This is a genomic window from Secundilactobacillus pentosiphilus, from assembly GCF_002217985.1.
GTDB classification, from domain to species: Bacteria; Bacillota; Bacilli; order Lactobacillales; family Lactobacillaceae; genus Secundilactobacillus; species Secundilactobacillus pentosiphilus.
The window spans coordinates 45,618-67,176 of record NZ_BCMI01000015.1 but is presented as its reverse complement, the minus strand read 5'-3'; the positions used below and the strand labels follow the sequence as shown (position 1 = coordinate 67,176).

At 44.5% G+C, this 21,559-nt stretch carries 24 protein-coding genes, 1 tRNA gene and 1 riboswitch; of the genes, 3 read left to right on the top strand and 22 right to left on the bottom strand.

The features are described from left to right. Positions 1-185: 185 nt before the first annotated feature. Both CES81_RS08390 and CES81_RS08385 read right to left on the bottom strand, forming a co-directional pair. The gene (locus CES81_RS08390; protein WP_089121385.1) at positions 186-1,688 is read right to left on the bottom strand and encodes an FAD-dependent oxidoreductase; all 1,503 of its coding nucleotides are present in this window, start codon (positions 1,686-1,688) and stop codon (positions 186-188) included. Then, on the bottom strand, positions 1,685-2,959 hold the full coding sequence (locus CES81_RS08385) for an MFS transporter (protein WP_180949762.1): 1,275 nt from the start codon (positions 2,957-2,959) through the stop codon (positions 1,685-1,687). Before CES81_RS08385 ends, CES81_RS08390 begins: the two co-directional genes overlap by 4 nt. A 109-nt stretch (positions 2,960-3,068) precedes the next feature. On the opposite strand from CES81_RS08385, the gene CES81_RS08380 reads away from it, so the two are divergent. Then, on the top strand, positions 3,069-3,980 hold the full coding sequence (locus CES81_RS08380; protein WP_180949761.1) for a LysR family transcriptional regulator: 912 nt from the start codon (positions 3,069-3,071) through the stop codon (positions 3,978-3,980). Between the two features lie 219 nt (positions 3,981-4,199). Here the strand turns inward: CES81_RS08380 and CES81_RS08375 are convergent, their stop codons facing one another. The 4 genes from CES81_RS08375 to CES81_RS08360 form a co-directional block, all read right to left on the bottom strand. Next, the gene (locus CES81_RS08375) at positions 4,200-4,556 is read right to left on the bottom strand and encodes a hypothetical protein (protein ID WP_089121383.1); all 357 of its coding nucleotides are present in this window, start codon (positions 4,554-4,556) and stop codon (positions 4,200-4,202) included. A 57-nt stretch (positions 4,557-4,613) separates the two neighbouring features. Then, complete coding sequence (locus CES81_RS08370) at positions 4,614-5,144, bottom strand: hypothetical protein (protein ID WP_089121382.1); 531 nt, start codon at positions 5,142-5,144, stop codon at positions 4,614-4,616. A gap of 337 nt (positions 5,145-5,481) precedes the next feature. Then, positions 5,482-5,552, bottom strand: a tRNA-Gly gene (locus CES81_RS08365). Positions 5,553-5,650: 98 nt separating this feature from the next. After that, complete coding sequence (locus CES81_RS08360) at positions 5,651-5,863, bottom strand: DUF2187 domain-containing protein (protein ID WP_089087448.1); 213 nt, start codon at positions 5,861-5,863, stop codon at positions 5,651-5,653. A 229-nt stretch (positions 5,864-6,092) separates the two neighbouring features. On the opposite strand from CES81_RS08360, the gene CES81_RS08355 reads away from it, so the two are divergent. Next, positions 6,093-6,440: a DUF1516 family protein gene (locus CES81_RS08355; protein ID WP_089121381.1), complete on the top strand. Its 348-nt coding sequence runs from the start codon at positions 6,093-6,095 to the stop codon at positions 6,438-6,440. A gap of 246 nt (positions 6,441-6,686) precedes the next feature. Here CES81_RS08355 and CES81_RS08350 read toward each other — a convergent pair whose 3' ends face one another. The 4 genes from CES81_RS08350 to asnB form a co-directional block, all read right to left on the bottom strand. Beyond that, on the bottom strand, positions 6,687-7,397 hold the full coding sequence (locus tag CES81_RS08350) for an aspartate/glutamate racemase family protein (protein WP_089121380.1): 711 nt from the start codon (positions 7,395-7,397) through the stop codon (positions 6,687-6,689). A 4-nt stretch (positions 7,398-7,401) separates the two neighbouring features. Then, positions 7,402-8,655, bottom strand: coding sequence for a carboxylate--amine ligase (locus CES81_RS08345; protein ID WP_089087445.1), 1,254 nt, complete (start codon positions 8,653-8,655; stop codon positions 7,402-7,404). Position 8,656: 1 nt separating this feature from the next. Then, the gene (locus CES81_RS08340; protein ID WP_089121379.1) at positions 8,657-10,192 is read right to left on the bottom strand and encodes a UDP-N-acetylmuramoyl-L-alanyl-D-glutamate--2,6-diaminopimelate ligase; all 1,536 of its coding nucleotides are present in this window, start codon (positions 10,190-10,192) and stop codon (positions 8,657-8,659) included. 101 nt (positions 10,193-10,293) lie between these two features. Beyond that, on the bottom strand, positions 10,294-12,198 hold the full coding sequence (asnB, locus tag CES81_RS08335) for an asparagine synthase (glutamine-hydrolyzing) (protein WP_089087443.1): 1,905 nt from the start codon (positions 12,196-12,198) through the stop codon (positions 10,294-10,296). 248 nt (positions 12,199-12,446) lie between these two features. Between asnB and CES81_RS08330 the strand changes: the two genes are divergently transcribed. Further along, the gene (locus CES81_RS08330; protein ID WP_089087442.1) at positions 12,447-12,683 is read left to right on the top strand and encodes a hypothetical protein; all 237 of its coding nucleotides are present in this window, start codon (positions 12,447-12,449) and stop codon (positions 12,681-12,683) included. A 200-nt stretch (positions 12,684-12,883) separates the two neighbouring features. Here CES81_RS08330 and CES81_RS08325 read toward each other — a convergent pair whose 3' ends face one another. The 12 genes from CES81_RS08325 to CES81_RS08270 all read right to left on the bottom strand — a co-directional run bounded on the left by CES81_RS08325 (position 12,884) and on the right by CES81_RS08270 (position 21,424). Beyond that, positions 12,884-13,141, bottom strand: coding sequence for a hypothetical protein (locus tag CES81_RS08325; RefSeq protein ID WP_089121378.1), 258 nt, complete (start codon positions 13,139-13,141; stop codon positions 12,884-12,886). Between the two features lies 1 nt (position 13,142). After that, a complete protein-coding gene (locus CES81_RS08320; protein ID WP_089121377.1) occupies positions 13,143-13,427 on the bottom strand; it encodes a hypothetical protein in 285 nt (94 codons plus the stop codon). 91 nt (positions 13,428-13,518) lie between these two features. Next, positions 13,519-13,734 (bottom strand): hypothetical protein, encoded by a 216-nt coding sequence (locus CES81_RS08315; protein ID WP_089087439.1) that lies wholly within the window; start codon positions 13,732-13,734, stop codon positions 13,519-13,521. Positions 13,735-13,844: 110 nt separating this feature from the next. Beyond that, positions 13,845-14,753: a helix-turn-helix domain-containing protein gene (locus CES81_RS08310; protein ID WP_089121376.1), complete on the bottom strand. Its 909-nt coding sequence runs from the start codon at positions 14,751-14,753 to the stop codon at positions 13,845-13,847. A 26-nt stretch (positions 14,754-14,779) separates the two neighbouring features. After that, positions 14,780-15,112 carry a metal-sulfur cluster assembly factor gene (locus CES81_RS08305; protein ID WP_089087437.1) on the bottom strand — a complete coding sequence of 111 codons (333 nt, stop codon included), beginning with the start codon at positions 15,110-15,112 and terminating at the stop codon, positions 14,780-14,782. Between the two features lie 212 nt (positions 15,113-15,324). Beyond that, positions 15,325-16,302: a polyprenyl synthetase family protein gene (locus CES81_RS08300; protein ID WP_089121375.1), complete on the bottom strand. Its 978-nt coding sequence runs from the start codon at positions 16,300-16,302 to the stop codon at positions 15,325-15,327. 159 nt (positions 16,303-16,461) lie between these two features. After that, complete coding sequence (locus tag CES81_RS08295) at positions 16,462-16,812, bottom strand: hypothetical protein (protein WP_089121374.1); 351 nt, start codon at positions 16,810-16,812, stop codon at positions 16,462-16,464. An 85-nt stretch (positions 16,813-16,897) separates the two neighbouring features. Beyond that, a complete protein-coding gene (locus tag CES81_RS08290) occupies positions 16,898-17,455 on the bottom strand; it encodes an ECF transporter S component (RefSeq protein ID WP_089121373.1) in 558 nt (185 codons plus the stop codon). 13 nt (positions 17,456-17,468) lie between these two features. Continuing rightward, complete coding sequence (locus tag CES81_RS08285) at positions 17,469-18,746, bottom strand: acetylornithine deacetylase (RefSeq protein WP_089121372.1); 1,278 nt, start codon at positions 18,744-18,746, stop codon at positions 17,469-17,471. A gap of 88 nt (positions 18,747-18,834) precedes the next feature. Beyond that, positions 18,835-18,934, bottom strand: a riboswitch (TPP riboswitch). 96 nt (positions 18,935-19,030) lie between these two features. Next, on the bottom strand, positions 19,031-19,921 hold the full coding sequence (locus CES81_RS08280) for a polysaccharide deacetylase family protein (protein WP_089121371.1): 891 nt from the start codon (positions 19,919-19,921) through the stop codon (positions 19,031-19,033). Beyond that, on the bottom strand, positions 19,902-20,207 hold the full coding sequence (locus tag CES81_RS08275; RefSeq protein WP_089121370.1) for a hypothetical protein: 306 nt from the start codon (positions 20,205-20,207) through the stop codon (positions 19,902-19,904). Before CES81_RS08275 ends, CES81_RS08280 begins: the two co-directional genes overlap by 20 nt. Before the next feature lie 2 nt (positions 20,208-20,209). After that, complete coding sequence (locus tag CES81_RS08270) at positions 20,210-21,424, bottom strand: glycosyltransferase family 2 protein (protein ID WP_089087430.1); 1,215 nt, start codon at positions 21,422-21,424, stop codon at positions 20,210-20,212. Positions 21,425-21,559 lie beyond the last annotated feature (135 nt).

The window sequence follows — 21,559 nt, the reverse complement described above, 5'->3', positions numbered from 1 at the left end:
TCATCAGATGAATTATTGTATTTCATCTGACAACCATAAAGGGATTATCGCAGGAAAATGACCAAAGCCTCTTTTTAGTATCTATCGATGAGTTCATGTTACGTCTTGGCAAAAGATAATGTTAATAAAATGATTTTCTGAATTAATTACGCATACCACTTTTACTAAGACTAGGAATACTTACACTATTTTGCAGCATCTTGTCCCGCTAAACGACCAAATGTTAGTGCATGGCTTGCGGTCAGACCCGGGACATGGTCAGGATACGATCCCCAGAAAAATCCACCTGAACAGTTGCCAGCAGCATAGAGGCCGGCAATGGCATGATCATTTTTATCCAGGACTTGCATTCGTGTATTAACCCTTAATCCATCAAGAGTGGCTAACAAACGGCCACCAACGATTGCACCGTAATATGGTGCTTTGTCCACTGGTTCTAATCGAAATGATTCTTTACCAAACTCAAAGTCTTTGTGCTTTGCAACGTAATCATTATAAGTTTTAACACTTTTTACCAAATTTTTGGTTGGTATATCAAGCTGTTCTGCCAGTTTTTCAATACTGTCTGCTTTTTGGACTAAGCCCTCTTTCAAACGATCGGCAACTTCTTCCCGAGCTTCAGCACCTGTAAAGATTCCTGGGAAGCCTAGGCGAGAACACCCCAGCGTGTGGTACTGCTTTAGATAAGAATCACTCATCGTTTCCTCAGTCCAAATCATTGCGCTTAAGTACCCAGGCTGTTTAGAGGCAGCATTCATTTGGAATTGATATGGTGCACTTTCATTGAAAAATCTTTCACCATTAAGATTTACTTTTAACATCGGATAGGATCCTAACCATAAATATCCCGGATCATCAGGTGGTGTTAAATCAACTTCATAGAAATTATTTGTATTCGTACCTACGGGAACTGCGCCCCTGTTGAATACAATTGATGCAGGTTCTTCGTCCTTTGATGCACCAATTTTAAGAGCAGCCACAATTCCCGATCCATCGTCACGTTGGCCATCAGTGTAAACATTAGTTTTTAATCCTAATGGATTCCATTTTTTCATTAAATCAACATTTGATCCATACCCGCCGGTGCACAAAATAACACCCTTATTAGCTTGTATAGTTGATACTTGATTCGTTGCGACGTCTCTGACAAACACACCGGTTACTTTCCCTTGCTGGACCATTAAATTTTGCAGTGCCGTTTTCCAACAGAACTCCACACCTAATTGTTCTGCTTTAGAAATTACCCAGTTGCCATAACCTAATTCCCAATATTTTCCATCGGCAGAAGTTACCTCATTTCCCGTTGGGAACGCACGATTTCTTTCTGTTTCGTAGTACGCATCCGGAGTAGCTTGTATATATGCGCCATTTGGACGTAAAACTTCTTCATCCAGCCAATCAACCGTCTCTGAACTGTGTTCTGCCCACGTGTTTAATAAGCGTTGGTCGACATTCCCTTGGGCGAAAGTAGACAAGAAGTTCACTAATTCTTGTTGATCAACATTGACATTGGCTTTTTGCTGCGCATGACTATGGAGAGCAGCTATTGTATCCCGATATAAATACCCGGCACTACCCATTTTGTCGATAACAAGGACTTTGGCACCCTTTTCTGCGGCAGCAGCTGCGGCCATACCCCCAGCATTGCTTGCACCAACAACAATAACATCATATCTATCCTTTTTCATTGTAGTACCTTCCCTTCTGAACTAATTTGACGCGAATCAAAATGGTTTTTACGAATTGCGATTACTAAAGTAATGATGAGCAGAGTGATCACTGCAAAGAAAAGATAAACCGCCGTAAATCCTCCACTTTTTTCGGCAATAAAATTATTTAAAGGCATTGCGAACGCACCAATCAGAAATGAAATAGAACTAACGTAAGAAAAACCTTTTGAAAAAGCCTTTTTCCCGAGTGCAGAACTGGCAATTGTAGTCATTCCAGTTCCTAAATAAACATAAAAGACATCGTTAATTCCAGCGGTAAATATAGCTAACCCTGCAGAATGAATGTGTGTTGCAAAGATTAGTAACAGGTAGGAGATAAATGCAATTCCAAGCCAGATAACACTTGCTCGTTCCGCACCGTACCTATCGCAAGTTGACCCAACTAAGGGATTCAATATAATATCAAACAACATTGCTGCAGTAACCATTAGGCCACCAACTGTCCCTGAGAAACCTGAAGTGGCGGCATATGTCGGAAACATTTGGTTTAAAACAGCAGGAAATTGTAATAAAACGATCATTATGAGAAGAATCCAAAATGCGGGAGAAGAAAATAGTTGTCGATTTGAAACTTCTGGGGTATGCATATTTTGTTGGGTTGAAGAATTTTTGTTTTCAGTATGACCATAGGGAAAACGTTTTTCTTGTTCTGGTGAAAAGTTCACTCCAAATAAAGCACAAGGTATACTCAAAATAGCAACTATAATTGCAAGCGTTGTTAAACTACTTCTCCAGCCGTTCACCGAAATAAGCTTAGAAAGTATCGGGCTCATAATTCCCTGAAATACTGAAGTAATTGCCCAACAAAGTCCTACTGCCAACCCCTTCTTTTCACTGAACCAGTTATCAAGTAGGATACCAACTGGTACAAAAGACATAAATGAAATTGCAATACCAATGACAATCGCTATTAGAAAAAACAACCACACACTTTTAAAGTATGGCATCGCCAGTAAACTAGCAACGACGACTATGCTTGCAATGGTATAAAGTAATTTACTACTAATTTTTTGCAGTATCTTGGGCACAAAGGGCATCATGATTGCCATAATAATGACAATTACCGTGTAATAATAAGACAAAAACGAAACGGAAGTATGCAGGGAATAACTTAGTGGTACTAAGAAAGATCCCATCAAAACCATTGAAGATCCTAAGCAAGCTGCAGAAATTAAACCAATACAGCACATCACTATCCACGGACGAATATTCTTTTTTGGCGTAACCATAACTATCACCTCATTCACATAATATTGAATACGCCTTGATATTAACGCAAATAAAGCGATATCATTATATTGAATCAGAATTCTGATATGACAGAATGGAATGACAAAAATGAATTCAACCCAATTAAAGTGTTTTATATCGTTGGCGAAAACACTCAATTTTACTAAAGCTGCTAGAGAAATGTTTTTATCACAATCAGCTGTTTCAAAGAACATAAAGAATCTTGAAAAAGAGTTAAAGGTAAGCTTGTTTGATCGGACTCATCATAAAGTTGCACTAACTCGAAGTGGCCAAATCTTTTATAATCATGTGTCATTAACCATGAATGAAACGGAAAATGTCATTAGTAACCTTCGCCAGGGTGAAGTGACGGATAAGCCAAAAATAAAAATGGGATACACCGATTTGCCATTTGAGAAAAAGTGGTTGCCAATTGCATTAAACCTTATAAATACCCGAACACACTTTGAATTAATTCCCTATTTTGTAGACCCAGGTCACGAGAAAAATATTTCGAAACTACTTACTGACAAGACAATTGATTTTATGATGATGCAGAAAGATGTTTTTATGGCCTCTAAAAACATTCATTATGAGCGCCTTTTTGAAAAAGGTTTCTCCGTGGTTGTCCTTGAAAATGATCCTTTGTTTTTGAAGCAGAGTATCAATTTTCAGGACCTATCAGGCCGAGATATATATTTATGGAACGGGAATGATAATTTTCCGTCCATAGAAAGTTTGAAGTATAGTTTGTCTTCCGATATGTTTAATATTAACTTTAAGGAAGAGTCAGATACTTCAACCCTTATTGCCTATGTCCGAGCAAAAATGGGAATTGGAATTGTGCCAAGTGTCCTTTATAATAAAGCAGATACTGATCTACGTTATATTCCTTTAAACTCAGACGAAAAATTATCATATGGAATGGTTTTTTCTGAGAATATCAATCAACCGGAAGTTATGAAAGATGTTAGTCGTTTTATTAGTCTAGCTGTTAGAATCGCTAAGGTTGATTTTTAAGAATATATCGGAAATCCTTCGACCTACTGACAATCGTCCTGATATAGTGGAAACGGAAAAGCTTCCCGGTTCATTTGCTAGTAAGACGTTTCAAATGAAAAGTAAGATTTCGTAAGTATGCACCAATAATGCTAATTGTTGTGCTGTTAAAATAAAACAATCTAAGATCAATTCTGATATCGATCAATACCAGAACTAATCTTAGATTGTTTTTGATTATTAACGGTGCCATTTAGTGATATTGTACATTGGATCGTTTTTAATCCCATGATACATGTAACGGCCTTTTACCCAATAAGGCGTTTGCTCAAGTATTTTAAGACTGTCAACTGTATACTTGTTGCCCTGCTTGAGAACCATCTTAAAGGAAATATGTGTCTTATATTTACCACCGTTTGGGGCCCAGTAAATATGATGTTTAGTGATTTTAGTTTTGTAAGCCCCACGATGCCAAACATGTTGCAGTGATTTGGGCATCCCGTTTACTTTATTTTCTTTTGCTTGTGCTGGGGTGGTAACAGATAGTACAGAGATAATAGTTAATGTAGTTAAAAATAGTTTATTGCTAAATTTCATTCTTTTCATCCTCCAAGTTATAAGTAAGGCGAGTCTTTTATCCTGAAATTTAATTAATTACCAGTTTACCTTATAACCTTTAGGAAAATGTTCGGCTTTATCAAATCCTGTACCTGGGCCAGATGCTTGTGGTTTTACATAGGTTATATATCCACCCATTGCATCATTACTAGGGTAGCTGTTTTTATTTTCAATCTCATTCTCTCTTTTACTTTCTGACCAATCTATAGTCATTCCATCAGACGAAGCAGACTTAGCGTTTTTTAAATAACCGCTCCATACCCAGCCAGCCTTATGACTGCTAGTGCGGAACTTGTAGTAGACGGCACGGTGGCCGTTGGATTGAGTAACATGTGCAGCGTAGTAGGCGACTACCTTTTTACCATAGCCTTTCATAGTACCGTGACGGTGCTTCAAGGTAGCGGAAGTATAAACGGCTGCCTTTTGGTTCTTGACCGTTACAGTGCGGTTCTTGATGTTCTGATAATACCGGACCTTAGTGGTTGCTTTAGCACTTGCCTGTGTGGCAGATAGGGTGATGCTGGCGGCTGCAATTAAGGCAACCGTGACGAGCTTAGATGTCTGCATGTGAGTTACTCCTATAAAATTATTTTGTGAATCAATCTACAATTATATGCCTATGTATTCCTACTAACAATGCTATTTAGCACTAGTTTCATTTTAAACTGTAAATTAGCGGGGTAAATGCTGCTGTAGTGCACTAATCGTGTCTCCTCAAAGGCTGTCAGCCACCGTATAATAACCTGTATGGATGTGTCCCAGATGGTCTATTTTCCTTTGTTAATTAACAGGAATACTGTATGCATCGTTTAAGATCTACTCTAATCCATTCAAGTATTAAAACTTCTGCGTATACAAAAAAGCCGACCTTCTCAGGTCAGCTCTGCACCGCGTTGTTCTCTTAAGCGGGTAACGGGAATCGGACCCGCGACTCAAGCTTGGGAAGCTTGAATTTTACCACTAAACTATACCCGCATAACAGTAACTATATTATCATATTATGCTTATCCTGTCAGCAAGAAACTGCATAAAAATAAGCTTTTCTGAAAAAGTTAACCGTTATTTTCATTAAATTATGCTTTTGCTTTTACTGGCTCAGCATCTTCTTTACGTACGATGGCACGGTTGTTAAGTTCACCAACCAAAATTCGATCCTCGTCATCATAACTTAAAATGTGAATTAATACCGAGTTTTCATAAATTTTCTCGATTTCCCCTTCAAAGTCATGTTCAAAAGAGCCAAACTTTTTGCCCTTTACATAGTCGCCAACTTTATGTTCTGCCATTGGGTTGTCCCCTCCACTTCGCATGATGAAAAAGATAATAACAAATTTTGTCTGGGAATACAAGCCTCACTTTCACAATTGCCCAACTTTTCGTAAACTTAACGTTGAATTAAGAATTTGAATTGAAAATGAGTTTCATGTCCCAGGCGTGGTAGACTTAAAATAACAGTTAACTTCGGTAACTACCAGTAATATGCTTGATATCTTTTTTGTGTAAGGATGTGACTTTATGTGGCTAACCATCTATTTTATGAGTTTGATTTTACTGATCCCGGTTACAATTATCGGCTTAAACCGGAAATCTGAAAAGAAAATTGCACAGTGGCTGATTATTGACCGTCTGATGTACCTCATCATGGCCTGCGCAACCGTTATCCTAATGATCCGGACCTTTAACCACTCCCCCTTACTGGTATCGTTAAAGGGCGCACTGGCTGTCATCATCATTTTGATCATTGAAATTGCGTTCGGCCATAAACAGGAGCGCAGTCTTTCCATCACCTGGAGCGTGGTCATCACCATCGTGATCTTGATCACCGCTGCAGTGGGAATCATCACGACGCTGCGTTCAATTTGACCCATCATCAGCAACTTACTAACACAAAAAGATTGAGGTTGTGCCATAAGTCTCTATTGATAAACCTATGATCAAGGTTCTTGACTAAAACACAGCTTAAGATTGACTTTCGTTCATTCCTTTAATGTAGCCTTAACCCGCTCCATAACTCAGATTCCGGCCATTTAACACCAAGAAGCGTCCTCCCGATCAAAACCATCGGAAGAACGCTTCTTGGTGTTAAATTCTGGAATCTACCGAGTTATGTCACGGCTTTTGTAATTTCAACGCCATTTCCAACGAACGGTCGACCAGAATCGACTGACTGTCGATCACCGGCTTATCCGTCACTGGTTCGCGATCTTGAGCTAAGGACAACTCCGTGCAGCCCAAAACCAGTGCGTCGCAGTGTGTTTCATCAAACATCTGCTGGACTAACCCATGATACAGTTTTCGGTCAACCTCGTTGTTATCCTTGATGCAGTCGTAGATCAGCTTGTTGGTCTGCTCCTGAACGGATTGGCTAGGAGCCAGGAATTCGTATCCCGCTGCTTCAATCTCATGATCATAAATATGGTCGTAAATCGTCCCTTCAGTGGCAATCAGGCCGATTCGATGCGCTTTTGGATACTTTTTACCGATCTCTTTGACCGCTTCTCGGGGCATGTGCAGGATGGGCACATCCGTAGCCGCCTGCATTTCATCGTAGAAGTAATGCGCGGTATTGCACGGCAGCACGAAGAAGTCCGGCTTTAGCTGACTTTGCGCCTTAATATCGGCCAGCAGCGGCGTCAGCGGATTCGGCTGGCTATGGTCCTTAATGTAGCTCGTGCGATCCGGAATGGTCGCGTGGTTCACCAGGATATAGTTCAGGTAGTCCTGATCCTTGCTGGCTGGTGTCCGTTCGTTTAACTGATGAATATAAGTTTCGGTGGCTTCGGTACCCATACCACCGATTATTGTAAAGAAGTGTTCCATAAAATCACCCTTTGTTTTCAGCGAAATAACGATCAAAATTCTTCGAGTAATTGTGATTCATCCACTTGATCAAAGCCCAGCGTTTCAGGTTCATATCATGAGAGTATTGATAAGTCGTGCCGTAACGGCCAGCCCTGATCAGTTCCAGCGCCCGATCCTTATCGGCGTTTTCCCGTGCGTATTTCTTGAAGACCTTCACTGGTACCCCAAGCCACAGCGCGTGCTTGCTTTCATCTTTATTGCCATAAACGGTCGGCTGATCGACTAAGTCCTGCTTAACGTAGTCTTTGACGACCCAGTCGGCTAAATTATAGCCGTTAAGGGTCACGAAGAAACTGCTACGGCCCTGTCGGAGATTGATCTCAAATAATTTAAACGTATCATCACGAACATCGTACTTCATATCAAAGTTGGCATAACCGGTAAACTCGATCTTTTCCAAGAAATCCTTGATTTGCTTGTAGATGGCTTCGTTATACTCCGGCAAAATGGCTACGTAGTTCCCAATCGCGGATGGTGCGGGATCTTCCAGTAACGGGTGACCCAGACACATCATCTTAACGTGATGGTGCTGGTCAACGTAGGCGTTTAACACCCGCATGTTGCTGTCGTCACCGGGGATGAAGTCTTGCAGGATAAAGTCGGATTTATAACCATTGGCGTAAGCCGCGTCCAGTACCCGGTCAAATTCTTCACGGGACTGGATCCGAAAAGCCTTCTTGCGGCCTTCAAAGTGCACGTCTAACCATTCCACGCTATTGGTGGGCTTCAGTGCCACTGGGTAGTCAAAGGGCTGTTCCACAACCGTCTGGCTGTCGTGTTCTTCCTTTGAAATCGTCCGGGTCTTCGGGTATGGCAAACCGTATTTGTCACAGACTTTGTAGAAGCGTTCCTTGTTGTTCAAAGTTTTCAGTAAATCATAGTCGATGTACGGGCAAACGAATACGTCTGACAATTCATCCTTATGCTTAGCAATCAGTTCAGCATAACCGTCGCCGCAGCCGATCAAAATCACGGGTTCCTTATGATCGCGGTAACGTTCCTTGAGTTTACGCATTGAGTCGATCCAGACCGGGTCCTCTGAAAAGCCGGGAATCAGTTCCAAATCAACAACTTTGGTAAACCGGGTCGGTGCTAATTGAATAGAGGCAAAGGCCTTCACTGGCTGGTGGTACAGTTCGTACAGTGAACGGGCCATGCCGTAAACGTTAAAGTCGCTTCCCAATAAAATTGGGGTAAATTTTGGTGTTTCTGCCATTCTACATTTCCTCCACAGCGTTTTTAGCAATCGTGACGTCGGTCGGGTACGGCGTGTTGACGCCGTTGACCTTCTGGAAGGCGTCTTCGCCCTTACCAGCAAGCACCACGATGTCGTCTTTCGTACTCATCTTGATGGCTGTCTCAATCGCGGTTTTACGATCCATAACGTACTGCACTTTAACCTTTTGATGGTCGATGTGCGCATCGATTTCTTCGGCGATCTTCTTAGGATCTTCATAAGCAGGATCATCCGTCGTTAAAATGGCCACGTCAGCTTCTTCACTGAGTGCCTTGCCGAAGCCTTCACGACGAGAAACACCCTTATTACCGGTGCTGCCGATCACCACGATCACGCGTCCAGCACCCGTTTGAAGGCGCAGGAAGCTTAACAGCGCCTTTAAACTGCCGTAGTTATGGGCGTAGTCAATGTAAATCGTCCCGTGAGCCTTACTAGTAACCATTTCCATACGACCAGGCACGTGGACGTTGGTCAGCGCCGCCTTGGCGTCATCGTAGCTGGCACCCGACAGCGCGCTGGCGATAATCGCACTAGTCGCGTTGTTTTCGTTAAAGTCGCCAGGCACGTGTAATTCGTAGCTCCCGTTGATAGCGAGCTGCTTGGCCTTTTCAGAAACGGCCGTCACCTGAAAATCACTTTGATGCAAGGTCTCGTTCGTGTTCTTAAAGGTCACGTCAAGGTCTAATGGCATCTGCAGCTTGGCGCCTTCCCGGGCGTACAGGTAAATATTTTCGGGTTGAGTCGTGGTTTTGGCAGCGTAGTAGACATCCGCCAAATGATCCGTTTCCGCGTTAATGATGCAGGTGTCGGCGTTGACCAGCAGCTGTTCTTTACAGTGCAGGTAATCCGCAAAGGTCGGGTGTTCGTTTTCGCCGATGTGATCCGGTGAAATATTTAGGAAGATCCCGACGTTATACTTCAACCCGTAGACCCGGTTCTTCTTGTACGCCTGCGAGGACACTTCCATCACTAAGTGGGTCATGCCGTTATCCACGGCGTGGCGCATATCGTGAAAGAGGTCCAGCGATTCGGGAGTGGTTAAATCTGATTTAAACCGGTCTTCCGGTGCGTTACCGACGATCCGGTCAATGGTTGAAAACAGCGCTACCCGATCGTGGGTATGTTTTTGTTCGATTCCGTAAGTAAAGTAGGCAGACGTGGTTTTACCCTTCGTCCCCGTAAAGGCAATGATAAAGAGGTCATTTTGAGGATAGCCGTAAAAGGCCGCTCCCAGCAACGACATGGCTTTTTGAATATTAGTCACGATAATGCTCGTGAGTCCCTGGCCTTCTTCATAGCGGGTTTCAGACACGTAGGCGGTAGCACCGGCTTTCTTGGCGCCGAGTAAATAAGCCGGTTTGAAGTTGCCCTTACAAAAGAATAAGGTATCCGGTTCAACCGTCTGTGAATTGTAGTTCACATGTTGAAAGGCTTGGTTTGCATCGGTCATCGTGACCGTTTTTAATAAATGATGTTCATCTAGTAAAGTCACCACTTGGGTAATATCAAGTGACACGGCTTTCATCTCCAATTAGTTGAGTCTTAAACCCTATTATTTCATCATTCTATCCAAAAAGAAACCGACATTTTAGCCGGTTTCGTATGGAAAATTGCAGTTTAGTTAGCAGCTGGGATTTTGTCGATATCGGTCCGGCGAACCTTGCTGATCGTATCTGCAGAAGTATTCTCAGGGAAGTAAACTTCGTACCAGAGAATGAAGGTGTAGATAGTAAAGATCTTTTGCATGGATGACTTACCGTTGATGTGTTCTTGCAGAATCTCAAGTAAGGCGTCCGTGTTGAAGAACTTCTTAGCAACGTCAGAGGTAAAGGCCTCTTCGATCCGCTTGCGGTACTTATCTTCCTTGATCCAGCTAGCGATTGGAGATGGGAAGCCCATCTTTTCCTTTTTAGCCACCCGTTCTGGCAGTTCGGCCAAGGCAGCTGTCCGCAGAGAAACCTTCGTTTCGGTACCGCGGATCCGCGTCTTGATCGGCATGGTAGAAGCAAACTTAGCCACTTCTTTATCAACCAGCGGTGTCCGGACTTCAAGGGAGTTGCACATACTCATGCGGTCGGCCTTGTGCAGGATGTCGTATGGCAGCCAAGTATTGATGTCAAAGTACTGCATCTGCGTCATTTCATCCTTGTCTTTAACATCGTCAAAGATGTGCTTGGTGTATTCACCAGCATCGCGGTTTAAATCAGGGTTCTTCAAGATCTTCTCGCGGTCATGGTAGTCAAAGACGTAGTTGACCCGGTAGTAACGCTCACTAAGCGGCTCCGCTCCACGTACTAAGAACCGGCGGCCGTGAAATCTCGGCAGGTTAACAACGGCTTTAGCCAACCCTTTACGGATAAAGCCTGGCACCGCCTTTTGATAACGTTCAAACGGTTTAGCTTCCAAATAAGTGTTGTAGCCGCCGAAGAATTCATCGGCACCTTCACCAGAAAGCGCAACCTTCACCTTTTTACGGGTTCCCTTTGACAGGTAATACAGCTGCATGGCTGAAGGGTTGGATAACGGTTCATCCATGTAGTACATGATGGTCGGCAAAATGTCAAAGTAGTCATCACCGGTCATGGTCAACGGCGTGTTTTCCTGGTGAATTTCCTTGGCAAACTCGGTTGACCAGCTCAATTCACTGTACTTAGAGTTATGGAACCCTAAGGAGAAGGATTGAATCGGCTTGAGTTTAGCGGCTTCGTTAAGCACGTAGCTGGAATCGATCCCACTGGATAAGAAACTACCGACTTCAACATCGGCGATCATGTGGGCATCGACGGAATCGTCAACAAGCTTGCGAATCTTGATCGCATCGTCTTCGATGGTTTGGTTCTCGTCAATGTTGTCATAGCTAAACTTGTAGTATTCATGCGTTTCGGTGTGACCATCTGCTCTGTGAATGAAGTAGTGGCCTGGCATCAGTTTATAAACGTTCTTAAACATGGTGTCTTTTGAAGGAATGAATTCGAAGCTCAAATGAATGGCTAACAAGTCTTCGTTAAATTCTTTCTTGAAGTTTGGGTGTTCCAAGAAGGCTTTGATTTCAGAAGCCCACAGGAACGTCTTACCGTCATCGTAGTAGTAAAGCGGCTTGATGCCGAAGTGATCACGGGCACCAAAGACGTCACCGGTTTTAGAATCGTAAATGGCGAAGGCAAACATGCCGCGCAGGTGTTGCAGCAAGTCTGGACCCCAAGCATCGTAACCGTGGATCAGAACTTCTGAATCCACGTCAGTTCGGAATTCGTAGCCTAAGTCCTGCAGTTCTTTACGAATATCTTGGTAGTTATAAATTTCACCGTTAAAAGTTAAAACTTTAGTTTGATCCTGGTTATACATGGGTTGCTTACCATGCGCAAGGTCAATAATTGATAGCCGACGGAAACCCATCGCGACCTTATCATCATTAAAGTAAGCTTCGTCATCAGGTCCACGATGACGAATACGGTTGGCCATCTTCACGATCGTATCGCTAGGCACATCTGTCTGGTTAACGTAACCAACAAATCCACACATGTTGTAATCCCCTTTTTAGCATCTATTTACCGTTATTTTACGTTTCACGTGTCGCAACACGTTCGTCATTCTCACGCCTCGAACAATCAACGAGAGCTGTTGCAAGACGTGATTCAAAACAATGTTCATTTTATCAAAAAAACCGCTGTAATACTAGGAAACATCGTGGCTTATAACCTTTTCTTTAAACTCGCCTTGTGAAAGCGTTTGCGGTATAATGGAAACGAATCAAGAATGGAGTGATTTTAATGGATAACCTCATATTTTTCAATCCTGGTGATTCAATTGCCAACTTCCACGATTACGACGAAGCGGTAAGAAGTGCGCAGATCTATCGTCAAAATCACGCGCAGGATGGGCACATCCTAGTCGTAAAGGGAATGGAAAGCCAAAAGCAGTTTGACATTTTCCTGTCAGATAATGAAATCACCCATGATAATGAATTGGGTAATTCAAAACCGTATAAGGTGTCGAAAAAGTTCTAGGTGTGGAAGTGAGCGCCTAGAGAGCGGAGTGTAACTATGAAATGGCGGAAGCCCCTGGGTTTGGGGATTCTGCCATTTTATAGTTACATGCAGCTCTCTGCTCACTGGAACCCGATAATGCTAGGTGCAGGAGTGCAAGCAAAAACGGTAGCCACCCTGATTTTTAGGATCCCGCCGTTTTTGCTACTCTGCCACTACCTTCATCGTCCCCGCAGCGCCTTTGCGTACGGCAGCGTCATACTCTTCCCGTCTGACCGAATGCTGAGAAAACGATCCTGATCATACCGCTGGAAAGTTACCGGCGGCTGAACGCTCAACTGAGCGTACTCGCCCGTTAACGAGAGTAGGTCCTCGTTGCTAGCCGTGAGCTGATAGCCAATGCTGTCAAAGAAAAGCTTAATTTCAGCTTTTCGCTCCGGCAGCTTTAATTCTGAAACGTTGCCGATCAGCAACTGCACGTTAATCGCTCCCCTTTTCTGGTGACTTATCTTCAATATAGTCAATGGCTTGTAAGAGATGGTCCTTAAACCCGATTAAGTCGTAATACGCCATGGACTTCGATGGAATCGAAACGATTTGACTGGAGAGATCCAGCAGCACCTGCAAATAACGCCGGTGCAGTCGTTGCGATGCCATCGGTTCGCGCCTGGATAATTTTTCATTGGCCTGGTAGCTGGCACGAATTGCTAACCGTAACCGGTGATTTTCCTGAATCACGGCTTCAAAGTCGTGCTGATCACGCACGACCCCTTCAACGTACGTGATCTGCCAATGCCACTGCTGCAGCTGGCTTAAAATTGCCCGCTTAGCACTTGGGTAATCACCGAAGTCAATTTTACTTTTGTCGATCAGCCAGTGCCTGCTTTCCCTTTTCCGTTAAACCGTTAATGTACGGTTCGGCATCAATGTAGCCGCCATCGATCAGGGGTTGCGGATCACCGCCAATAACGTTATCGCAATAGTCGACAAAGTGCCGCGGGCTGGTACCTGGTTCCACCTTTCCTGAAGCAATCGCGTCTAAAATATTATAATCTGTCGCCGTTAATTCCATAATGATCCCTCCAAATTAAGTTAACCCCAAGATAATCCCGTTCGCACCAATGCGCAAGCAATTACACACAAAACGCATGTTACAGCTGATTACTGCAACATGCGTTTTATTCACGGCGTCAAATCAGCCAGTGATTCACCCTTCTCATAGCGGGTATTCAAAGCAGCTGCCTTGACTTCGATCACTTGGTTATCGTTGATCCGCGCAAAGGCCAAAACCTCGTTGATCAGACGGTCAATGACTGCTTTATCCTGTTTTTCTTCGATGGCGTTTTTTGCAGCTAAGAACTTCAGCCGCGGCAAAAAATACGTCACGTGATGTGCCGAGCACATGTCAACGCCCTTATCCACCAGCTTTTCACTCGCCTGCAGCTGACCGACAGAATTATAGTAGCTGGCCGTGAAGAAGATCATGGTCAGCAACCGTAAATAGTTGTCGCCAACGCGGTTAAAGTAAAGCTGTTCATCCTTGAGTACGTTGCGAATAAAGCCGTGTACTTTTTTGAAGTAAAAATTAGCCCGATCAGCCTGCTGCAGCCGGTTGTACATTACACCGGAACCGACGTAGACCAATTGCGTAAAGATTGTTTCGTGTGACTCGTCCAAATCGTTTAGAATTTGCGAAAAATCATACAGAACTTCTTCGGGCGGCTGATTGATCAGCGCCCCCATTAGGCCGCGTAGGTAATAAAACTGCATTTTTAACAAGATCGAATCCAACTGCTGCTCATCGATTGCTGAAAGTCCCTTGAGAACCTTTTGATAATTTTCCATCACAAGTTCCCGCTCAAGGGCATCCAAATCTACTTTGAGCTGGTTGGTACTGACCTTATTTGATTCGTTCAAGTCATCAATCGTGAGGCCGATCCGGGCACAGAGCTTGGATAAAATCTTCAGTGACGGCACGTGGCCGCCACTCTCAAATTTACTCAGTGTGGACTGGGTACAGATACCCTCACACATCTTGACTTGCGAAATATGCAGCGATTTTCGTCGCTCAACAAACTTTGCGATATCCATTGAAATATCAACCCTATTCTTATTGTCTAACCATGAATTCCTAAAGCAACCTTCGCAAACCGACTCATCCGGTCAATGCTCCATGCGGGCTCCCAGACCAGATCAATATCGCAAGATTCTACGCCTTCAACAGAGGTAACCGCTTCAGTAATCGAATCATTCAACAGATTCCCCAGTGGACAGCCCATGGTGGTCAGCGTCATTGTGATCACACAGTGACCCTTATCATCAACTTTAATGTCGTAAATCAAGCCAAGATTAACCATATCGATCCCTAGTTCTGGATCGATCACATCCTCTAACGCCGCCATGACCTTATTTTCGATTGGTGAAAATTGCTTATCAGCTTCTTCAGACATCCGCGTTACCTCCTCAAGATCGTCAAAAATCCTTGCGTGACTGATCATCACAATGCTATCAGCACATCGATTGCTTACTTTTCTAACCTAAATCATACCATATTTAGCCCTGAATAATGCGTTTTCTGCGTGGAAATTAGTGATTATCCGTCTGTCTTGTCATTGTCTAAGCTCAGGTCATTAACGCCCTTTTTAACGGGCCTCAACGACTCCTATTCATCCCGTTTTAACAGCAGTAAAGTCAGCTGCTTTAACGCCGTTTTGACCGGCAGTTCCGGCAACTGATCGATCAGACTTAACGCCTGCTGTGTCAGTTTGCTGGCCTTTGCCTGCGCTTTTTCGACCCCGTCATACCGTACTACCAATTGTGAAACGGCCTGCAGATCAGTGGCGGTCATTTGGTCCTTTTTAGCCAGATACGGTTTAAAAAGGTGTTTAGCATCCTTCATCGCTAAAATCAACGGCAGGGAGTAGACCCCGGACTTCAAATCCTCTAACACTGGTTTTTGCGTTTTTTGCGACTGCCCGTCATAATCCAAAATATCGTCCAGAATTTGGTAGGCCTTTCCAATAGTCATGCCGATTTCACCAGCGAGTTGCGTCACCGTCTCATCACTGTGGCTGAGTACCGCGCCCTGCCGGCAACTGAGCCAAAACAGTTTAGCCGTTTTACCGCTGATTTCGTGAAAGTAGTCCTTCTCCGTAACGGTACGTTTGTAACTCAGCTTCATTTGTTCCAGTTCGCCGGTTAAAATATCGCGCATACTTTGGACGTTTAACTGAAGCGCCGCTAGCTCATGCGTAGTCTTTAAAACTTCTTTAAAGTAGATGGTAAACAGGTAGTCCCCAGCGTAAACGGCATTCCGGGAGCCGTACAGCGTATGTATTGTGGTCACGCCGCGGCGCAGGGGTGAGCGGTCGATGACGTCATCGTGGATCAGCGTGGCCACGTGCAGCAACTCCAAGGAAGCAGCCCCTGCCCGTAAAAGATCGTCATCATGCTGATCGCCGAATTCACTGAACAGGTAGAAAAAGCCTGGCCGTAATAGTTTCCCGCCAGATTGCAATAAGGCTAAAACTTGGTCTTGAATCGGTTGGCTTGGCAGTTTTACCGTTTCCATTAAATACGGTTGAAGCGCTTTTAATTGTGCTTCGACTTGCGGAAATTGATGCCAAAGTTTGTGAACCATGCGTTGCCACTTCCCTGTTTAGAATTGCCCATGTCCCTTGATGAGCGCGTTAAACTGCTTTAATCATGGTACCACAGGATCGAAAACTAATGAATCATTAGGTGATGACTTACAATTTTAAAAGCCCGTTTAGATTTTGACCTAAACGAGCTTTTAACGCTAATCCGAAACTGCCTTAACTTGGTCTAAAACACTGAGCAAGCGTTTTTCGGCCCGCTCATATTCAGCAATCTGTCCGCCAAACTGCTGGTTAAACCCGTCCAAGCCGCCGGCAACAAAGGCATACTCGTACTGGTATACCGAGTGATAAGCAGCGGTCAGTTCGTGCAGTAGCGCTAGCTGAGCGGGATGAGCTAACTGCAGGGCAACCTGGATCACCCGTAGATCCGTATATCCCAGCTCAAACTGAATGGCCCAGGCACGCATAAACTCATGCTGCGCCTGAATGTGTAAAAAATGATGTTCCGTATTCCAAGCCAACCGTTCAACTGAATCTTTAACGTCAAGCATGTTAACACCTCCAAAATGATGGCACCGACTTATCGATGCCTACAAAATACTTAATTTGAAGGTGAGAAGCAACTAACTGCACTTACTATTTTTGCGGTCCCAAATGACGCAGTGCGTGGGCCCGATCCAATAGGTTAAAGACACTGTGAACTAGAACGGCACCGAAGAAGATCACTGAGATCAAGCGAACCGTAAAGAGTGCAATGATCATCCCAATGGAATAGTGGGTATAGCCTAACTTAAAGACTTCGTAGGTGAACGCAACAATGGTTGTGGTGACCGCGGAAGTCAGCAGGCTTGCCCAGCTCCAGTTTTTGTAACGCCATACTGCAAAGCCCAGTTCACTGCCGACGCCTTGAACAATTCCTGACAGCAAAGCGGCAATCCCAAACGTCCCGCCAAAGACCACTTCGGCGGCGGCCCCTAACACTTCGCCAACAATGGCAGCGCCGGGAATCCGGGTCAAGTAAATTGCTAGCGGCCCCGCCATGATCCAAAGGCCAAACAGGATTTCGTTTGCGAACGGACCAACTGCCACCGAAAGGACGTTGTACAGGTAATCCGTCCCCACAAAAATAGCACCAAAGATTAACGCAATCATGGTAATTAAAATAATGTCTTGAAGGTGAAATTGTTTTTTCATTATTGAGGTCCTTTCATGACTTAGTCTGTGAGCACCACGTCAGTACAAAGTCAGCCAATATTTTCGTGTAAGCAAGCAGTTGCGATAACTGTGCCGTTTCGTTATCGCTGTGAGCTTGGGCCATTTTACCAGGCCCGTACGTCACCGCCGGAATGTGGTAAAAGTCAAACCAGCCGCCATCTGAAACCGACGTTGACATATTGATTGCCGGTTTCGTTCCCAACTGGCGTTCATGACTCTGCGCTAACAGTTGAATAGCCAGCAGCGACCGATCGATCGCCAGTGGCGGGAAGACTTCACCCTTGTCCACTAACATGGAATCCCCACCCCAGCTGAAAGTCGGCAATATCTCCTTTAGCCACGGATCCGCTTTTGCCGCAGCAACCACCGCCGCTTCAATCTCATGTGTGACTTGATCGATGGTTTCGTCTGGGTAGAAGTGGACCGTGATCCATAATCTGCACTCATTTGCCACAAATGCTGGATGGATGCCGCCTTCAATGTAAGCCGGGTTAATGGTATTAGTCCCCGCCGGAAAGCCGGGATACTGCTTGGTAACTGCCCAGTAGTGTTCCAGTTTTTGAAGAGCTTCGATCACGACGGGCATTTTTTCAACCATGCTGGCGGCTTTCAGACCACCCCCGGCACTGATCATGTTCACCCGGTTACCATCATGATACGTGTGCGGACTCTTAAGGGTGATCCAACCGGTTACAACGCCGCCTTGTCCTTGAAAAACCAGGTCGCTGGTGTCCCCCACAACGGCAAAGTCGGCTTTTTCACCTTGTTGCAGCAACGTTTTCGTACCAGCTTCGCCCGCTTCTTCACCAACCACCGATTGAAATCTCAAATCCCCCGGTAAATGAATATCCAGTCGCTTTAATAGTTGAAAGAGGTACAAAAAGCAGGCTACTGCCCCTTTCATGTCACTGACACCACGGCCATACAAATCATCATTATGCTGCACTAATTGAAACGGGTCCGTCTGCCAGTGGTCGCGATCCGTCAACGCCGCCACATCCACGTGGCCGTTCAACAGTAAACTGTGATGATCATTAGGCGAAACACCCTGCAACTGACCTGATACCAAGACATCCTTGTCGTAAAACGATTGCTGTTTAACCGCAAATCCCGCTGCAGTCAGTTGCTGCGTCACGTACTGCTGAATATCAGCCGTATTTCTAGCCGGCGGTGAAACCGTCTGAAACGCTACCAGTCGCCGTAAAATTTCTAGCAAACTGGCCTGTTGTCCATCAATTGCCTGTTGCAGCTGCTGTCGCACATCCGCCATTTTCTCATATCCCTTCATGGTTTTACTAAGCCATGAACCTGGGTAAATAAAAAGCCCTCGAAGCTAGACTTCGAGAGCGTTTTTGTGCACACGTTCAAATCAGCTTTCCTACGTGAGTCCTAACTCTCAGGTTCAAAGGGTCTGGCATCCGCCATCTCAGCTCAATAAGAGCACCCCTAGCTTGTACGTTTATCATGTCATAATTAGTTGATTTTTGCAAGTACTTTTAACGATCAGCCAAAAACAAGAAACCACCTGTCCGGCAGTTTCTTGATTTGATTGACTTATTTTTCCAACCAGCTAGCAATACTCGGCCAGCTATTTTGCGTAATAATCATCCGTGGTGCCAGTTTAAGGCTGTTCTCACTGGTAACGATACCGTTATTCAACGTATAGATGACTTGCAGTCTGGGCTGGTGAACCAAGAAATTTTGGACCAGCGGCGTACCGCTACCGTAAGGATAAGTGAAGATCGGCGTTGTGTGGCCGGTTTTTTCCTTCATGACCTTTTGGCTAGTGGCGTAATCGCGGGTAAACTTCGGGTAGTTCCGCTTTAGGTTAAAGGCGGGTGTGCCCTTGACCAGATAGTGCATGTAGTTAGTGTGGACACCAAGTTCCATCTCATGGTCTTCAGAACGGTACAATTTCATGATCTGCGACCAAGTGGCAAGCTGCTCGCCACCAATATATTGGCCAGTAGACCCCGTGATAATTGATGCAGTAAACGGGTAGTGATACTGTTTCATCACCGGGGCCGCGTTTTCAGCCATGGTGCGGTCAATGTCGTCAAAGGTCAGCACAACGTATTTGCCATGAATGGGCCGATTATTTTTCAACATATTGATCATTTCAGTTGTAGAAATAACTTTAATGTGGTGCTGATGCAAAAAACGCATTTGTTTCTTAAATGCAGAAACGTTCACGTTATACACGTGCAGCTGATTATTGGGCGTTAAGGCCTCAACGCTTTTAACCATTGGATCGTTATCGTTCAAGATTCGGTGGTAGCAAAAAACCATGATGCCGTTTTTAATTTTGGCATCGCTGCTGGCTAACGCGTAATTTTCCCGCGTCCCCACTTCGAACTTGGTACTCTTGCGAACGTTGACGGCAATCAAACCGATGAACACAACAATCATGAGGCCTAACAGCCATTTACGCATTGTTTTTGTCATGTGCCGCCGCCTTTCGTTTGAGATTTCGAATATGAACAATACCGTACAACACTATAACGCCCCCGATGACAATCACAAGGTTGCCCAACAGCTTATAGAGGTGAAAGGAAAGGTTGAACAGTGAATAGTTCACAACTAAGGCATCAGAATAGATACCGAAAATAAAACACAGGTTAATTGTCAGAACGTAAATTGCTACTGCCCAGAGAACAATGAGCAGGATCATCCGCCGCAGCCGTGACCAGATAGACGTTTTTTTACGAATCACTAATTTATTTTTATCCATCGTTAGACCCCCCGATCAGGACTGGACCAAGTTCCCTTACGCTTGGGATCAAGGAAGAAGGAGCAAAGCGCAGTAATACAGCTGATCAAATTAACGACCCAGTAAAAGACAAAGTACACGGGCAGCAGCAATAAATCCTGCCAGTCAATGTACCCTTGCCGCTGGGAACTGGTAAACCCAATGACAAACTGAATGATACTGATCAGCGTCAGCACAAATAAGATCCCGCCATCCAAAATCAACGCGTGTGCAAAAAACATGGTCAGCACGTATAAAACGATCATGAAAAAGCAGCTTAAAGCCCAAAGATTACTAACCACCATATCAATCAAGAGCCACTGTTCAGCCAGTTTGCCCGTAAAGATCAGTTTGCGGTTACGTATCAAGACCTCCAGACCGCCGCGTGACCAGCGCCGACGCTGCCGGATCAAGGCTTTCAAGTGTTCTGGCACCAGGATCCATGACACGGCTTGCGGGCAGTATTTCACCCGCCAATTATGGGTATAAAGCTTCCAAGTCATATCGATATCTTCCGTGAGCGCTTCAACCGTCCAGCGGTTAACTTCTTTAATCGCCTGCTTACGGTAAACCACAATCACACCGGAGACCGTTGTAATGTGGCCAGTAATAAAGGCCTGACCGCGTTTTATAATATCAATAATACCGATGTACTCCAGTAATTGGAGGCGTCCTAACAAGGTCGTCCGGTTGCGGACAACTGGCCGGCCGGCAACGGCGCCGACGTTAGGATCGTTATAAAACTCCAGCATCATGTGTTTTAAAGCATCCTGGTCAATGTACGAATCAGAATCCAAGCAAAGCAGGTACTCGCCAACCGCGCTGTCTAAACCAACGTTTAAGGCGTGGGCCTTACCGCCGTTTTTAACGATTGGCACAACTTTGACCGGAAATTGTGACTGATACTTTTTCTGCAAGTCATACATCACCGCGAGTGTTTGATCAGCACTGCCGTCATCAATTAAAATTAATTCAATGTTTGAATAAGATAAGTTTGCAACTGATTCAACAACTTCGTGTAACGTTTCTTCCTCATTATGGGCTGGAATTAAGACCGAAACCAGTTGTTCCGGTTCCCCTTTACCAGGTTTTTTTAAAGGAATTTGGCGCTGCTGAACACGAAAAAAGATTGCACCCATAATCCATATAAGTGATACGATCATTGGGTACAAAACAACAAATCCACTAAGTATATTCATCTAAAAGCTCCCTTAACGATATTCCCGCCAATCTCTGGCAAATCGTTTGATTGCGTGTGTTCATATCTTTAAGATGTTTCACTGACGATCCTACTGCGTCAGCTTAAACAACAACTTTCACATTGTACTGATGCA

Bases quoted from the DNA above. Each gene is read 5' to 3' on its own strand.
- CES81_RS08360 (WP_089087448.1), bottom strand. From the start codon at position 5,863: ATGGCAGAACATAAAGTTGGCGACTATGTAAAGGGCAAAAAGTTTGGC.
- CES81_RS08310 (WP_089121376.1), bottom strand. From the start codon at position 14,753: ATGGATATCGCAAAGTTTGTTGAGCGACGAAAATCGCTGCATATTTCG.
- CES81_RS08275 (WP_089121370.1), bottom strand. From the start codon at position 20,207: ATGGATAAAAATAAATTAGTGATTCGTAAAAAAACGTCTATCTGGTCA.
- CES81_RS08270 (WP_089087430.1), bottom strand. From the start codon at position 21,424: ATGAATATACTTAGTGGATTTGTTGTTTTGTACCCAATGATCGTATCA.
- CES81_RS08285 (WP_089121372.1), bottom strand. From the start codon at position 18,746: ATGGCGGATGTGCGACAGCAGCTGCAACAGGCAATTGATGGACAACAG.
- CES81_RS08355 (WP_089121381.1), top strand. From the start codon at position 6,093: ATGTGGCTAACCATCTATTTTATGAGTTTGATTTTACTGATCCCGGTT.
- CES81_RS08300 (WP_089121375.1), bottom strand. From the start codon at position 16,302: ATGGTTCACAAACTTTGGCATCAATTTCCGCAAGTCGAAGCACAATTA.
- CES81_RS08280 (WP_089121371.1), bottom strand. From the start codon at position 19,921: ATGACAAAAACAATGCGTAAATGGCTGTTAGGCCTCATGATTGTTGTG.
- CES81_RS08350 (WP_089121380.1), bottom strand. From the start codon at position 7,397: ATGGAACACTTCTTTACAATAATCGGTGGTATGGGTACCGAAGCCACC.
- CES81_RS08330 (WP_089087442.1), top strand. From the start codon at position 12,447: ATGGATAACCTCATATTTTTCAATCCTGGTGATTCAATTGCCAACTTC.
- CES81_RS08375 (WP_089121383.1), bottom strand. From the start codon at position 4,556: ATGAAATTTAGCAATAAACTATTTTTAACTACATTAACTATTATCTCT.
- asnB (WP_089087443.1), bottom strand. From the start codon at position 12,198: ATGTGTGGATTTGTTGGTTACGTTAACCAGACAGATGTGCCTAGCGAT.
- CES81_RS08315 (WP_089087439.1), bottom strand. From the start codon at position 13,734: ATGGAATTAACGGCGACAGATTATAATATTTTAGACGCGATTGCTTCA.
- CES81_RS08390 (WP_089121385.1), bottom strand. From the start codon at position 1,688: ATGAAAAAGGATAGATATGATGTTATTGTTGTTGGTGCAAGCAATGCT.
- CES81_RS08295 (WP_089121374.1), bottom strand. From the start codon at position 16,812: ATGCTTGACGTTAAAGATTCAGTTGAACGGTTGGCTTGGAATACGGAA.
- CES81_RS08305 (WP_089087437.1), bottom strand. From the start codon at position 15,112: ATGTCTGAAGAAGCTGATAAGCAATTTTCACCAATCGAAAATAAGGTC.
- CES81_RS08380 (WP_180949761.1), top strand. From the start codon at position 3,069: ATGAATTCAACCCAATTAAAGTGTTTTATATCGTTGGCGAAAACACTC.
- CES81_RS08345 (WP_089087445.1), bottom strand. From the start codon at position 8,655: ATGGCAGAAACACCAAAATTTACCCCAATTTTATTGGGAAGCGACTTT.
- CES81_RS08385 (WP_180949762.1), bottom strand. From the start codon at position 2,959: ATGGTTACGCCAAAAAAGAATATTCGTCCGTGGATAGTGATGTGCTGT.
- CES81_RS08290 (WP_089121373.1), bottom strand. From the start codon at position 17,455: ATGAAAAAACAATTTCACCTTCAAGACATTATTTTAATTACCATGATT.
- CES81_RS08370 (WP_089121382.1), bottom strand. From the start codon at position 5,144: ATGCAGACATCTAAGCTCGTCACGGTTGCCTTAATTGCAGCCGCCAGC.